At 32.1% G+C, this 15,036-nt stretch carries 13 protein-coding genes; 10 read left to right on the top strand and 3 right to left on the bottom strand.

All coding sequences use genetic code 11. The features are described 5' to 3' along the window. The first annotated feature begins 2 nt into the window (after positions 1 to 2). The 10 genes from BGO42_RS07585 to BGO42_RS07540 all read left to right on the top strand — a co-directional run bounded on the left by BGO42_RS07585 (position 3) and on the right by BGO42_RS07540 (position 11,144). Positions 3 to 302 (top strand): hypothetical protein, encoded by a 300-nt coding sequence (locus BGO42_RS07585; protein WP_273246722.1) that lies wholly within the window; start codon positions 3 to 5, stop codon positions 300 to 302. Next, positions 283 to 417 carry a hypothetical protein gene (locus BGO42_RS07580; protein ID WP_273246723.1) on the top strand — a complete coding sequence of 45 codons (135 nt, stop codon included), beginning with the start codon at positions 283 to 285 and terminating at the stop codon, positions 415 to 417. Before BGO42_RS07585 ends, BGO42_RS07580 begins: the two co-directional genes overlap by 20 nt. Then, positions 414 to 956, top strand: a complete 543-nt coding sequence (locus BGO42_RS07575) for a hypothetical protein (RefSeq protein WP_273246724.1) — start codon at positions 414 to 416, stop codon at positions 954 to 956. The genes BGO42_RS07580 and BGO42_RS07575 overlap by 4 nt, the downstream gene beginning before the upstream one ends. Beyond that, the gene (locus tag BGO42_RS07570; protein ID WP_273246725.1) at positions 947 to 1,417 is read left to right on the top strand and encodes a hypothetical protein; all 471 of its coding nucleotides are present in this window, start codon (positions 947 to 949) and stop codon (positions 1,415 to 1,417) included. Before BGO42_RS07575 ends, BGO42_RS07570 begins: the two co-directional genes overlap by 10 nt. Position 1,418: 1 nt before the next feature. Continuing rightward, the gene (locus tag BGO42_RS07565) at positions 1,419 to 3,578 is read left to right on the top strand and encodes a zincin-like metallopeptidase domain-containing protein (RefSeq protein WP_273246726.1); all 2,160 of its coding nucleotides are present in this window, start codon (positions 1,419 to 1,421) and stop codon (positions 3,576 to 3,578) included. 16 nt (positions 3,579 to 3,594) lie between these two features. Continuing rightward, a complete protein-coding gene (locus tag BGO42_RS07560) occupies positions 3,595 to 3,759 on the top strand; it encodes a hypothetical protein (protein WP_273246727.1) in 165 nt (54 codons plus the stop codon). 188 nt (positions 3,760 to 3,947) lie between these two features. After that, positions 3,948 to 4,799, top strand: coding sequence for a restriction endonuclease (locus BGO42_RS07555; protein WP_273246728.1), 852 nt, complete (start codon positions 3,948 to 3,950; stop codon positions 4,797 to 4,799). A gap of 60 nt (positions 4,800 to 4,859) precedes the next feature. Beyond that, complete coding sequence (locus BGO42_RS07550; RefSeq protein ID WP_273246729.1) at positions 4,860 to 6,134, top strand: hypothetical protein; 1,275 nt, start codon at positions 4,860 to 4,862, stop codon at positions 6,132 to 6,134. Between the two features lie 103 nt (positions 6,135 to 6,237). Further along, positions 6,238 to 8,862: an AAA family ATPase gene (locus tag BGO42_RS07545; protein ID WP_273246730.1), complete on the top strand. Its 2,625-nt coding sequence runs from the start codon at positions 6,238 to 6,240 to the stop codon at positions 8,860 to 8,862. A gap of 20 nt (positions 8,863 to 8,882) precedes the next feature. Further along, on the top strand, positions 8,883 to 11,144 hold the full coding sequence (locus BGO42_RS07540) for an nSTAND3 domain-containing NTPase (RefSeq protein ID WP_273246731.1): 2,262 nt from the start codon (positions 8,883 to 8,885) through the stop codon (positions 11,142 to 11,144). A gap of 9 nt (positions 11,145 to 11,153) precedes the next feature. On the opposite strand, the gene BGO42_RS07535 is transcribed toward BGO42_RS07540, so the two are convergent. The 3 genes from BGO42_RS07535 to BGO42_RS07525 all read right to left on the bottom strand — a co-directional run bounded on the left by BGO42_RS07535 (position 11,154) and on the right by BGO42_RS07525 (position 15,022). Further along, the gene (locus BGO42_RS07535; RefSeq protein WP_273246732.1) at positions 11,154 to 12,971 is read right to left on the bottom strand and encodes a DUF4365 domain-containing protein; all 1,818 of its coding nucleotides are present in this window, start codon (positions 12,969 to 12,971) and stop codon (positions 11,154 to 11,156) included. 168 nt (positions 12,972 to 13,139) lie between these two features. After that, positions 13,140 to 14,033, bottom strand: a complete 894-nt coding sequence (locus BGO42_RS07530; RefSeq protein ID WP_273246733.1) for a hypothetical protein — start codon at positions 14,031 to 14,033, stop codon at positions 13,140 to 13,142. A gap of 59 nt (positions 14,034 to 14,092) precedes the next feature. Beyond that, the gene (locus BGO42_RS07525; protein ID WP_273246734.1) at positions 14,093 to 15,022 is read right to left on the bottom strand and encodes a phage exclusion protein Lit family protein; all 930 of its coding nucleotides are present in this window, start codon (positions 15,020 to 15,022) and stop codon (positions 14,093 to 14,095) included. Positions 15,023 to 15,036 lie beyond the last annotated feature (14 nt).

Below are 15,036 nucleotides of genomic sequence, written 5' to 3'. Positions count from 1 at the left end.
AAATGCCGCCAATAGAAATCTTACTGAATTACTTTTTAGGTTCCACAACCGTAGTCTCCATCTACATTGCATGGAAATCAAGAAACTCGGAATTAAAAAAGACCGAAGCCTCAGCACTCGAAGCTATCGATTCTATTTACACCAAAATGTCAATAGTAACCGATAAAAAGTTTGAGGAAATGCAACGGATCATTGATGAAAATACGGTTGAAATACGGAACCTTAAAGAGCAGCTGCAGGAATACCAAAAAAGATGCGCCCAATGCGCTAACAATAAGGACAATGAAAAAGGAAATCCTTAATAAAATTGTAGAAGTAGTCAGCGTGTATTACGCAATTGATCTGTTTCAGGTAATAGAAGCTTCCGAGCTATTATTCTTTACCATTAAAACCCACTTTAAAAAATCAAAACCATGAGAAAGTCAATTCAATATGTGATGCTGTTTATCGCTTCCTGCATTTTGTTTACAGGTTGTTCTTCGACTAAAAAAATGATGCAGGAAAACACTTTACTCAAAACTGAAATCCAGAAAAGGGACAGTATAAAAAGCACGGTGGTTAATCAGGCAATCAACGATAAGCTGATTACCCCAATTGTACAAAGCAATACCGGAAATGCGGTTTTTGACAGTTTGGTAAATGCAAAAGTGGATGAAATATTATCAAAGCTGAACACTTCTAAAAATTCAGGAGATAATAGCTATAAACTGATTTACGATAAGCTTACAAAACAACTGGAGTTTTATGCACAAATAGCCCAAACCAAAAATGAAAATACTGCGATAAAAGAGCAAAAAACAAAAACAATTATCCAGGTAAAAAAGATTCCGGTACTAGTTAAAAAACCACTCTCAAAGCTAGAAAAGTTTTTCATTGGATTGGGGATTTTGGCAATTATCTATATAGGCTTTAAGGTGGTTGGTTTTATAAGAAGAAAAACAAGCGTATGGGTATAACAGCAAAACATATTGTAATCACAGGTGCTCTATTAGGAATTGGGGTGTTGTGGTACAGCAGTAAACTCAACAAGTGGAAAGAGACTATGACAAAATTAAAAGCATTGCCGACAGGGATTCGAAATTTCGACATCAATTTTAAGCGGTTAAGATTCAATTTGGATGTAACGCTTTATAATCCTACCAGCGACAATTTTAACCCTGATGGTGTTATTGCGGTAGTGAAAAGAATTGTGCTTAAAGATAAAACTGCTAAAAGGATCGCCACGATAACGGTAAATAAATCTTTTATCTCTATTCCCGCCAAAGGTAAATTCGAACTAAAAGATCTGCTTGTAGAAATCCCGATTCTGGAGAACCTCTCGAACTGGCAGAGTTTGTCACAGATAACAGGGTTAAAAGACGTTCAGACCGAAACCATCATTGGTGTTTTGGGCAAAGAATACTCAATAGTGAAGTAGTATGGATTTAGTAACAGTATTTAATAATCTCCACGGAAAAGAAGTTCACAGAAGCACCCTTAAAAGTCTTTTGACAAGAGCCAAAAAGCAAAAACATTCCATCATAACACAACGGATTTTAAACGTTTTACAACAAAACAATGATGCACTGTTTACCATTGAAATAAAAGATTTTGTTGAACCAATGGGACTAACCGGCGCAGAGCAAACTATGATTTTACCCACTTTGGAATACTTTTCTGAAGCTGATGAGGAAGCCGGTTTAAATGGTGTTTCTCCCGATGATATTTATAGTTACATCACGGATTTAATTATAAATACGATTGAGAAAGTTGGGCATTTGCCCTGGCAAAAAGATTGGGTCGGTTCTGGAGCTGATGGAGCAGCCAAAAACTATGTGAGCAAAAAAGAATATTCGGGCGCAAATTTCATATTGAATTTTGATATAAAATTTGATGAAAACGGCAAGGGATATTTAGTGCCGATTAACTTTAAACAGCCTTATTATCTTACGTTCAATCAGATTAAGGAAACGGGTGCCAGTTTAAGGGAAGGCAGTAAAGCCCGGCGTGTGATTTATTACACGATGATTTTCAATTTTGACAATGGCACTTTAAAATTCAAGACTACTGACAAAGCAAAACTGGATGAATTTATCAAAACCAATGGGCTTACAAAAGAAGATTTAAAAAGGTATCTCAGTCACATTCCGGTAATCAAATACTATAATGTTTTCAGGGCAGATGATTGTACCGGCTTGGAATTTCCCAAGCCAACAGGCAACAAAAAGGTTAATCCGATTGATGAGGCGCAAAGGCTGATCGATGGCTATAAAAACCCGCCTGCTTATACTTTTGTCGGCGATAAAGCTTTTTATCAGCCTGCAAGCGATACGGTCAATATGCCTAAAATAAATGCTTTCAAAAGTGAGGCATCCTACTACTGTACTTATTTCCACGAATTGACGCACAGTACTGGAGCAAAAAAAAGACTGGAAAGGGATTTTTCAGGGAAATTCGGCAGTAAAAGTTATGCTTTTGAAGAACTTATTGCAGAATTGGGAGCTGTTTTTTTGTGTTCAGAGGCAGGGATATTATTTCACACCAAAGACAATTCCGCAAAATATTTGAAGAACTGGAATAAGGTTTTGGTGAATGAACTAGAAAATGACAATCGTTTTTTCCTGAAAGCTTCAGCACAATCCCAAAAAGCAGTTAATCATATTTTAGGTAGAAATACTGAAAAGGAAACGGAGGAAATACCTGGTGTACCGGTAAAAAAAGCAGTAGCCAAAAAGCCAGGAAAGAAAAGGGTAATCAGTAAAACGAAAGTGGTTAATAAAACCGGACTTTCAGCTTCAGTAGAAAAAATTCAGGTACGTAAAAATACGGAAACAAGAAAAAAAAGAGCTGTGCCGGCTGTTGCAAAAAGACCCATTTCAAAAAGTAAAAAACCGATTGTTTCAGATCAGAATAAAAGTTTAAACGAGTTGGAGAAATTAGGATTTATCTCCGCTAATGCTGTTCCACAGGAAGCTAAAGATGTTTTTGTATTGGGTGGAGAGATTGGGAAGTTTTTGCAAAAGCAGCAACCTCATAAAGCGCTTATTCTGATAAAAGGAAACAAACACAGTTCAAAATCACAGTTGGCCATGCAAATTGCAAATGCCTTTGGAGAACAGCAGACACCCGTTGCCTATATCGATTATGAGCAGGGCGGAATTGAAAGTAAGGACACGGTAGACAGTATCAACCGAAATACTACTGAAGCAGGCAGAAAGTACATTGCTATTAAAGGCTATTTGGAAAACCCTTTTCAGGAATTGCAGGATTTCTGCAAGGTGGTTAAGGTCATCATTGCCGATTCGGTTACGGATTTGAAAATCACAGCTGACCAATTGAATTATCTGCGTACCAAATACCCAAAAATCATTTGGTGTTTTATTTCTCAGGTAAAAGAAAATGGGGCAATGTACGGCGGTAACAAAATGGCGCATAATCCAACTTCGGTTATTCATTGTTCCTCTCATCAAGATCCGAAACAGCGGTTTGCGACACTGGAGAAAAACAGAGGAAACGACCTGACTTTAAAATACTCGATGTATTACAAAAAGGTGGTCAATGAACCGAAAAAGAAAAAATTATCATTCACAGTAAATTAATTTAAAATCAGAAATCATGGTAGCAAAGAAAACAAAGGCGAAAAAAAAGAAAAGCATTACCGCTAAAAAAATGTGTAGTAGAGTTATTGCAAGAGAAGGTGTCAAAAAGGATGGAACTTTGAAAAAAGGGTATCGTTACGTTAAGGGTGGTAAAGTTGTTAAGGCGAAAGCAAAGAAATAGTTTTTGATTTGGTTGGTTGATTGGAAAGCCGTGTTGCAGAGATGTGATGCGGTTTTTTTATTAAGTAAGCAAAATGCAAGATTTGTAATACTTCAGAGTTAATTTTTTTATACTTTTAATATAAATTCCAAAAATTAAAATATTCAAAATAATCTTCTTATTTATATATTATTCAAGATCAAAGTGTTATGCAAGAAACTAACAAGTTAGATTGGAAAATTTACGAATCAATCACAAAATATATATACGAAATGTTAGGCCACCAAGCCGGTGTTACGGTAAAAGGATATGGGAGTAATTGTAAAGTAGTTGGTAAATCGGGACTTAGTCACCAGATCGATGTTCATACCTCGCATACAGATGGTAACCATACTTATGAAACCGCTATTGAATGTAAATACCGAAAGGAAAAGGTGAACAAAGATGTTGTGATGAAGCTGGTGCAGATACTTGAAGATACTGGTATTAGCAAAGGAATTATCGTTTCGAAAAGCGGATTCACGCGAGACGGATTAGAATATGCAAAATTTAAAGGTATAGGTCTGGTTCAGCTTAGAGAATATGATGAGAAAGACTTGTCTGACAGCCCTGATGAAATTGACATAGCTACAATCGATTTAAATATTAAAATACATAGGACGAGGCCAGAAATAACAAGCATAGATATTGGTGAAAACAGGAAAATCGACATTAAACATGAATTCGATTATTTAGACTACATATTGATCCTCGGGAATGGAAATCAGGTTCCATTTTATGATTATGTAAATGATTTTCGAATGGAATTAAGTCGTCTTAATAAATTAGGGGTATTAACTGCAAAGTATAAAACTCCAGATAGTACTATATCCAATAGACAAACTAAGGAAAAACTAAATTTAGATGAAATAATTTTTACGGGTCAGATAAGTGAAAGCGATCACGATCGTAAATTACAGTTTAATATTGTTGACAAGGTGTGGTTACTCATGAAATCAATCTTTGATGAAAGGACATTTTCTTTTTCTGAAAATGGTTTAATTATTGAACATAAAAAATGAAAAAATACTACGTTGAATTTTATAAAAATCTAAAATAAAAATAAATTAAAGGATGAGATTATGTCTGATTTAACCCCACCTTGGTTAAAAGCAATGCAAAATGGTTCATTAGGAGAAGCCCGGGCAAAAGCTTTTTTAATGGATAGGTTCTGGATATTAGAAAGATCTGTTGATATTGAAGGAGCTGATCTAATAATTCAAAGAAGATTAACCAATAGAAATCTATTAGATACAACACCTCCAAAACTGGGTTTTGTTCAGGTTAAGTTTTTTGAATCTGATAAAACAACACAATATATCCCAACCGTATATATAACTGATAGCGAAGGTAAATTAAGAGAAGATTTCTTTATACTTTTTCATACTGGCTTCGAGGAAAATTCAAAAATATATTTTCTAACATCAGATGTGGTAAATTCAGATTTTGAAATTGTGGAAGTAGATGGTATGAAAAAGTACCGAATTTATGGAACAAAAATTCTGAATTCTGAAAAGTACTTGGTTAAATCTAAATCAAATACATTAAATAGGATAGAAAATAACTTAGTATTTGCTGACTTTAAAAAAAATAGGGAATTCATTTCTTGGAAGTTACCAAATGTTGTTTCTGATACTTCAGCAATTCTTCCATATTATAAAGAAAATTTAGAGAATCATTGGGGAAATATTCCTGATGAGTTTCAACGAATAAAGAATTATGCTTTGAAAAGCATGTACGAACTTGAGGAAATCTATTTGAAATTAAAAGAAATTGTTGATGACTTTGATCCAATAGAAGCATTTGCAAAAATAGAAGATTTAAAAAGTGAAATAGGTTCTAATTATATGGGCCGTTGGGGTACAAATATGTTTGATAACTTATATGATGAAGATTTTTATTATACATGTATGAGTCATAAGGAAAAGATTGAAGCATTAACTAATGATGGACTACTTGATGATTATATAAATTCAAAATCAGCCATTGCAGACAGTTTAGTTTCTTACCTCTCAAACTACTTTCCCATCAATTCAAGTATGATACACACGATGCAAATTACCTTTTCATTAAAAGATTTCAGTATTGAAAATATAACACATGACTTAATTAATGCATCTGAATATTTTAATATTCCTTTTGTCAAAAATGATTCGGGGAGTCTGAAAATTGATATCCAATATTACGATGGTATTAAAAATATTTCAGAGAATAAATTTGAATATTATTGGCTTGCAGGACGTATTCATATTGATGATAAATATAAAGATAACTTGCCAGATTTCTATAGAAGCAAAATCGAACGTGTGTACAGAGATTGTACAGAAAAAATGTATGAACTAAAATACCATGATTAAGAAAAATAAAAGATGCTTTTAGCATCTTTTTTATAGATAATTTTTGAGGATGTATTTTTTCAAATAAACTATCTTCGTATACATTTTTAATAATATAAAACTGATGGCAATATTAAATGAGATAATTGATTGGGTCGAAAAAAAGCCCCAATTTTGGCAAGTAGCAATAGATAAATTAATTAGAAATAATGACTTAACACCCTCCGATATAGCAGATTTAAAAGAGATTTGTAAATTTGAATTTGGGTTATCTAAAGTAACATTTGTCCCTGTTGATTTTGCTACGCTAAGAGCTTTTGCTGCCCACGCTTCTAATAACACAAATATTGTGCTTTCAAAAATTCACAATATTAATAACATAAATGCATTATCAAAAACAAGTGTGCTTGAATTTGCACCATCTGGTTTAACGGCTGTTTATGGCGATAACGGAGCCGGTAAATCAAGTTTTGTAACTGTACTAAAACATACATGTAATACAAGAGGACAAAAACCAACTATAAATGATAATCTATACGATGCAACTAGCCGTGGCACAGATAAAAAAGCAGAAGTTGAGTTTACCACAGATGGTACAATTTTTACTTCTGTCGCATTAGTAAATTCGTCTATTAGCGACACAAAGTTAAAAGGTGTGGATGTATTTGATTCTTTTAGTGCAAATCATTACATCGATGGTGAGGACGAGATTGCATTTATTCCACAAGGGCTATCATTTATCGAAAAATTTGCTACTGTACTTAAACAGATTGAGACAGAGTTATTATCAGAAGTACAAACTCTTAACTTATCAAAATTTGATTATTCCCTTGTGCAAGTTGATGAAGAATCTACAGCAAAATTATTTTTACAAAATCTTACACATAATACAACCCTAGACCAATTAAGAGCTCAGTCGCAATGGGATAAAACAAAGGCTGACAGAGTAACAGAACTAAATAAAATCATTTCCAACCTAAAAGCAACAGATCCACAGAAAACAATAGTGACAAATAACGGGAAAATTAGCCGTTTTAAAATTCTCAGAAATAAGTTTGAAACACTTGAAAAAAACCTTATAACTTTGGAGGCCTTAACACTTGTAAAAAAAACATGTGATGATTTTTCTACAACCTTCGACACACTAAAGGCATCTTCTGAAACAGTTTTTGCCAACTTGCCACTAACTGGTATTGGTGGAAATTCATGGAAACAACTTTGGGAAAGCGCACGCAAATTTTATAATGAAAATAAAGAAGGGGATTTATTTCCTGACACTGATGGCAATTCAAATTGCCCACTATGCTTGCAGGATTTAAGTCCCGAGGCAAAAAAACGGTTTACAAATTTTGAAGAATTTGTCAAACATGACATACAACAAGAGCATGACAAAGCCGTTGAAGAGCATGAGAATCTATCTGAACTATTAAATGGGTTGTCTTTTGTTTTTGATGATCAGGAACCAACAATTGCAGAATTAGAAATTTTGGTAGCAGATTACCGAACAGGACAAACTTCATATTTAGAAAGTCTTTCAGCACAGAGAACTCTTCTTTCAAATCATCTAGCTGCGAAAAAGGATATCCATGAATTAATCGCACCAGAGATAAGTAATAATTCTAAAAATATAATTGATGGGATTATCACTAACCTTCAGCTAGAAAACACTAAGTTAGCTACACAATCTATTACAGATGAACTTAAGCCACTTGAAAAAGAATTACTTGAATTAAACAGCCAAAAAAAGATGTTTGATTTTATGCCAAAGCTAGCACGAGAAATCTACAGGCAAAAAAAAGTGGCTTTATTAAATCAGTGTGCTGGACAATGTAATACAAGAACAGTAACGACTCAAAGTAATTTATTAGCTACAACCTATATAACCCAAAACTTAAAGGACAATTTTCAAGAAGAGCTTAAAAAATTAGGTTTCAAAAATATTAAAATAGAAACAGAGACAAAGGGTACAAAAGGGAAACAATATCATTATTTAAAACTGAATGAACCCAATAGCATCGGTATAGCGCTAAAGGATATCCTTAGTGAAGGTGAACATCGCTGTATAGCATTAGCTACTTTCTTATCTGAACTCTCATTATCTGAACATAATAGTGCTATTGTATTCGATGATCCGGTATCTTCTCTTGATCATAAATGGAGAAACAAAATTGCTAAAAGGATTGTCGAAGAATCTAATATAAGACAAGTTGTAGTATTCACTCATGATATTACTTTTCTATTAATGTTGCAAGAGCATTCAGAAAATCTATCCTATTCTCTTGATATAAAAAGTCTCACGAGAAAGAAAGAAGAAACAGGAATTATTGCAACAAATCCACCATGGGATGCTTTGCCTGTAAACAAACGAATAGGGATTCTAAAAAATGAATATCAAAAAATTGAAAAAATTGAGAGAACAGAAACCGAAGAGATTTATAGAGCTCGCGTCAAACCTTTGTATGGTATGCTTCGTGAGACATGGGAAAGGTTTGTAGAGGAAGTTTTTTTAAATGGTACAGTACAAAGATTCGGACGTGAAATCCAAACTCAACGTTTGGCAAAAATTGTCGATTTGACAACAGAAGATTATAACAAAGTGGATGAAAATATGGGTAAATGTTCTACTTATTTTTTAGGGCATGACAGTGCTGGAACATTAATTGAAGAGATGCCAAATTCCGCAGAATTTTTAGCTGACATCACAGTATTAGAAGCTTTCACTAAAGAAATTAGAGATCGACGAAGGTAGTTATTTTAAAAAGTGGATTTATGTATGATTTGCATCGTTTAGGATGGTTTGGTTTTCAAGAATTATGTAATTCTATAGCTCGTGAAGTTTTAGGACAAACTTCAATGACATTTTTAGAATCCGCTGACGGTGGACGAGATGGATGTTTTTCAGGGAATTGGAATAACATTTCCGGAGAAACTTATAATGGAGAGTTTGTGATCCAGTGTAAATTCAAGACACGTCAAAATGAGAATCTAAAATTTGCAGACATACACGACGAAATTGGAAAAGCGCAAAAGCTTGTTGAAAGTGACCTTTGCGACATTTATATACTTATGACTAACGCAGGTATATCGGCTCCGATGGCTGCAAAAATTCAACAAGCATTAAAAGATATTGGTGTAAAGCAAGTTTTAATATTTGGATCATCCTGGATTAATAATCAGATCAGGGACAATCCTAATTTACGTAGGTTAGTTCCAAGAGTTTATGGTCTTGGTGACTTGAGCGAGATATTAGATGATCGTGTTTATGAACAAGGCAAAGCATTATTAGAATATCTTAAAGATGAACTTTCAAAAGTTGTTATTACTTCCTCTTTTAAAAATGCTGCAAACGCTATTGAAAAGCACAATTTTGTGCTTCTTATTGGTGAAGCTGCAGCAGGTAAAACTACCATAGCATCATTGCTTGCAATGGGTTCATTAGATCAGTGGCAAGCACCAACTATGAAATTAGAGACTGCAGAACAGGTTGTTCATCATTGGAATCCAAATAATCCGATGCAATTTTTTTGGATTGATGATGCATTTGGTGTAACTCAATATGAATCAACGTTAAGTAATCGTTGGAATCAAGCTATGCCAAAGATTGTAGCTATGTTAGATAAAGGAGCAAAAATAGTTATGACCTCCCGTGATTATATTTTTAATGATGCCAAAAAGGATTTAAAGAAAGGAGCGTTTCCATTACTACACGAAAGTCAAGTAGTTATTGATGTTCAAAAACTAACCTTAACCGAAAAACGTCAAATACTGTATAACCATCTAAAAATGGGTAAACAATCACTCAGTTACAAGAAAGAGATTAAACCATATTTGGAATATGTAGCGAATCATAAAAGATTTATTCCAGAAATGGCAAGAAGGTTATCCGATCCTTTTTTTACAAAAAACCTTTATCTATCTGAATTTTATTTAGATATTTTTATTCAAAAGCAGGAAAGTTTTTTAATTGAATTAATTAGTGAATTGGACAAAGATAATCGAGCCGCTTTAGCATTAATTTATATGAATAATGAGAAATTAAAATCCCCCTTAGAACTTAATGAAATTGAAAATAACGCAATCTCAAAAATTGGCAGTTCACTTAGCGGATGCATTAATGCTCTTGAAGTCATGAAAGGTAATATGGTTCAAAATATTAATATTGATGATGAATCTCTTTGGAAATATAAACATCCAACCATTGGTGATGCATTTGCAAAATATATTGTTGATTCACCTGATATGATTGAAATATACCTTCACGGCAGTTCTGTAGATCAACTGCTTGACCATATTACTTGTGGAGATATGAGTATAAAAAATGCAATTATTATACCTAAAAAACTATTCAATTTAATTTTAGAGAAATTAAATTCATATAAATCAACAAAAAAATATAAGACTGAATTTTTATCTGAATGGGGTGCTAAAAGAAATTTATTTAATTTTTTGGCTAGAAGATGCTCTGTCAACTTCCTAAAACTTTTTGTTCAAGACAATCCAGAAATTTTAATTCAAGTTTCTAAACCAAGTATAAACTTAGAATATTCTCCTGAAGTAAATTTAGCATTACGCCTGCATTCAATAGGTTTGCTCCCAGAAGAAAATCGAAAAACTTTTGTTTCATATATTTCTGAATATGCACTTAGTGGTGAAAATCTATATGTGTTAAGCGATGAGGATATTAAAGAAATATTTCAAGAGAACGAGTACAATGAGCTTTTGCAACGGATAAAAAATGAGTTAATTCCAAAAATCTCAAAGCTAAAAGAAATTTGGAAATCTAGATACGATAGAGATGAAGATGCAAGTTATCATATGTCATCACTCAAGGAAAATCTAGAAGCTATTGAATACGAGTTTTCCGAGGATGCATCAATAGTTTTTGAAGTTAATAGGGAACTTATTGAAATTGAAGAATGGATAAACGACAACACAAGTGAAGAATCAAGTTCTGAAATGGAAAATTTAAGTGGTGAAACTGAGGAGCAAGAGGAAATTGAAAGAAGTATTTTCGATGATGTTGATATGTAAATTTTAAAATTAATTATTTGCTGTTTCAGGAAATTGAAACTCAAAAAAACTATCAATTGACCATTCTGGCTTTTTGCCTACAAGATCTAATATTTCTTTTGATAAATCGCTGTAAACATCTAATCCACATTTAATAGCTATATCTTGGATACGATTGACATGTGAGGTGTAATCTTTTATAAACTTTTCATGCGGTGTCATTCCAGTAATCAATTCATTATGTCGGGCTTTTAGTCCTACAAAATCATGGTCTTCAATAATTTCAAGTATTTTGGTTTTGGTAAGTTCAACTTCAACATTTTGTCCTAAAAAATGTTGTATTTCATACTTATTGTTTAAGCAGGAAATCATGTTTTCTCGATGTTCTAGCATTTCATAAGTGCCTAATATTTTATCAAGTTTTTTACAGCTTTTTATTAAAGTTTCTTGGTCTTCTACACTCAGGGGTTTTTCAATATCAAAAGATCTGTCTTTCCAATTGTTTAATAGATGACTGTGAAAAATTTTTTTGTAGTTCCACATAATCTTGCTTGAAAGAAGATTACTCACTCCTAGAAAATATTTGTTTTTCAATGCAAAACTTATCAGATCTTCTAAACGTTGCAGGTAAGCTTCTTCAAGTTTCAGCCATTCAACATAAGTTTGAGATTGCAATGGTTCTTTTAGTCGTCCAATAAAATAAGTGAAATTTATTGTTAGATCATGAAATAGGATTACAGCTTCAGCTTCTAGTATTTTGGCGTAAGCCGTAATACGCAAATGATTGTTATTTTTATCTTTTTTGATAACGTCATCAATCTTTGCGTAAAAAGTTTGGATGCCTATACTAGATTTAATTTCATTACTTGATAGTATATTAAATGCCTTTTCAATTTCAAAAAAAGTTCCAGTATTTTCATTTTCAGTAATTTTTCTGGTTTCCACTTCAAAATCCTGTTTGTTTATAATTCCTAGCAGAAATTTGGCATTAAGCAAAGTGTAGGTTAACATTGCTTGTATGTCTGGCTCAAAACTCTCTGATTTTTGCTGCGCAAGTTTTAATAACTCCATTGCTTTAAACAGGTTCCCATGTTGGAAATAAGCTATCCCACATATTAGATTATATCGTGGCGTTGCTTCAAGTCTCGGATGAGTTCTTTGTTCAATCTCAATGATAAAATTAAAATGTTGTCCATTAATTAATTCGTGCCCGAATTGATCGATGTAAGCAATATTTTCAGCTATACTGTAAATTTCATTATCTGCATCGATGATAACCCCACCAGGTATTCCATTTGCAGTAGCGAATTTAAGGTGTTGGTTCAGTTGGCTGAATAAAATTCCTTTGTCAAAAGTTTCTTGGTATATCTCTGTTAATGCTACATCATCAAGCATTTTGAAAAATCTAAGTGAATGCTTTTCTTGTTTGCCCCAGTCAGTATTTTTTTTTTGCAGGTCTAAAACAAAATTATTGACGCTTTCATAATAAAACGCATGTGTTGGTTTATGGTAAAAAACATAAAAGGATGGCATCCCATTATTAAGTAAATAATTGATATTGGATGATTCAATTTGTATGCTATAACTACCATCACTATTTGCTTCAATAGAATTTGTTGCTTTCAATTGAACGGCAAATCTAAAATTGGTATACACCGAACCGCCGTCAGGTTGCTCTTTTTTAAGCTCAACATGAAAGTCAATTCCCTTATCTCTAACAGTTTCCGAACGTACCTCAAATTTGTTTACATCTAAAAGCGGCCTGAAATAATTGCTGGAAATTGTTTCAAGGTTTTCATTAAGGTTTACTTTAGGAAGATGTAAGTCATCAAAGTTGGATCGTTTCATGTTATTGATTTAAAATGAAGGTTTAAATGTTATTTTTCAAAAAAATATTTTTCAAGTTTCGCATGAAGTTTCTTTTCCGTTGTTGCATATATAACTTTAATATTTTTTTTACTTCAGCGAAATTAAAAACAAGGGAATAATTGATATCTGATTCCATATCCACAATAGCTATTTTAGTAATTGAAAATTATTATTTATTAGATATTCGTATACAGATGTTGCAGTTTCATTACTTATGATCTTATCCAATGCCAAGTCTAACAATTTTCCTTTTAGTAATTGAGACCAAGTTTTTTTAGTTAGATTATATTGTAATTCCCTCATCTCGTCAATTTCATTAAAAATTATCTCTTGCCCATATCCCAATTTTGTTAAATGATCGAGAATGTTGTCAAGTTTTTTATCTAATTCAGTTTTGTTTTTATTACTCTTATTTTGCTTATTTTTTCTTTCAACATATGTTGCACCTTTAACTGAGATTTTGACTTTATCTGAATTTCCATATCGATCTTTTAATATTACATAGCCACGTCTATGAAGATCTTCTGCAATTTCCCTAGACTCATTATCCCGAAATTTGATATTATTAAATCCGAGTATTCTTTCTATTGAATACATCTCGTCTCCAAATAAACTATTCAATTTGGATAGTATAAAATCATTTTTATCAGATATTGTTTCTATCAATACTAAATTTTGACTATCAAACAAGGTTTCAATAATTGATAAATAACCTATTACTAACTTTAAACTTTTTCTAAATCTATCAAGTCTTTCTATCTCTTTTTTAATTTCTGGCTCTTTATCAATACCGTATATTGAATAATCACGATCAAAAATTGAATTATATTGTTTATCAAATAAGTCTAATATCTCATCGCTACTTGGAATTATATGTTGATTAACATGTGTCTCAGTTTTTAGAATTAAATCATTAGCTTTCACAATAAATTCATTCAAATTTGAGTCTTCAGAATTTAATAATGCCACAATTTCTCTATTATTTTTTTCTAGTATCTCAAAAAAGTCAAAGTGTGAAATTTCTTTTAGGTTATAGTTCATTTGATCAGATATATTAATTCATTAGTGTTATAGTTTGCACTGAATACTTATCTTAAATTTTATTTAACTTGGTTCAATAAATCATAAAATAATTCCTTGTATGTATCATAAATTGGTTGATTCTTCAAATTTAAATTAAATTGTTTATCCCATACTTTTAAGAATAAAGAAAGCATAGTCCATATTGGACTATCTTCTGCAGGTTCAAAAAGTGATATTGCATTTTCTAATCGTTGATCCACATTCGGGTGTTTTTTACCTCCATTTAAATTATTCTTAAAAAATAAGATTGAAGCTAAACCTATAATAATAGCCAATTCTAAAACATTTCTGTTTCTACAATTATTTAAAATTAATTCAATTGCTCTTGAATCAGCTTCAATTTCAAGTGGTTTCCTTTCTTCGTAAGTAAGATTTTGAGATTTTATTTTTTTGATATGTTCTAATTCAGCATGAGCTGTTTCATGATAAAGTATAAAATTAAGGACTTCTACAAAAAGATCATTATTTCGTAATATATACCATCCCTCTTCAGTTTCTTCATCATAATATTCTGGATTCGGATTGTTTTCTATATCCCAAGGCTCAAAGACACTGATTAACAGTTTAGCATAATCAAATAATATTTCAGCTTCTGTTAACAGTTGGTTATTTGGTAGCTTGTGAGTTGAAATATTTCTTTTTATTTGGTCTGGAATTGCAAAACCTTCTTCATGAAGTACTAAAAAATAATAACATATAATCCAAGTATATGACAAAAAGGTTTCATGAATATTTATTGTTCCATTCTCATCAATAAATGGAAGTTGTCCTTCGATTAAAGGTAAATTTGCACTATGATAATTAATTTTTTTATTGAGTTTGAAATCGGAATGTAATGATTTTATATATTCTTGATTTCTCTCTACTAAACGCGTAGTAAGATTATGTTTTAATACTCGAATAGGTTGAGTTCCTGTATGAACGTCTTTTTTTATACTATTTTTCATTAATTTAAGCTTAT

It is taken from the genome of Flavobacterium sp. 40-81, from assembly GCF_001898245.1.
Classification (GTDB): domain Bacteria; phylum Bacteroidota; class Bacteroidia; order Flavobacteriales; family Flavobacteriaceae; genus Flavobacterium; species Flavobacterium inviolabile.
The sequence above is the reverse complement of the archived record's forward strand: the minus strand, read 5'-3'. Positions and strand labels throughout refer to the sequence as shown.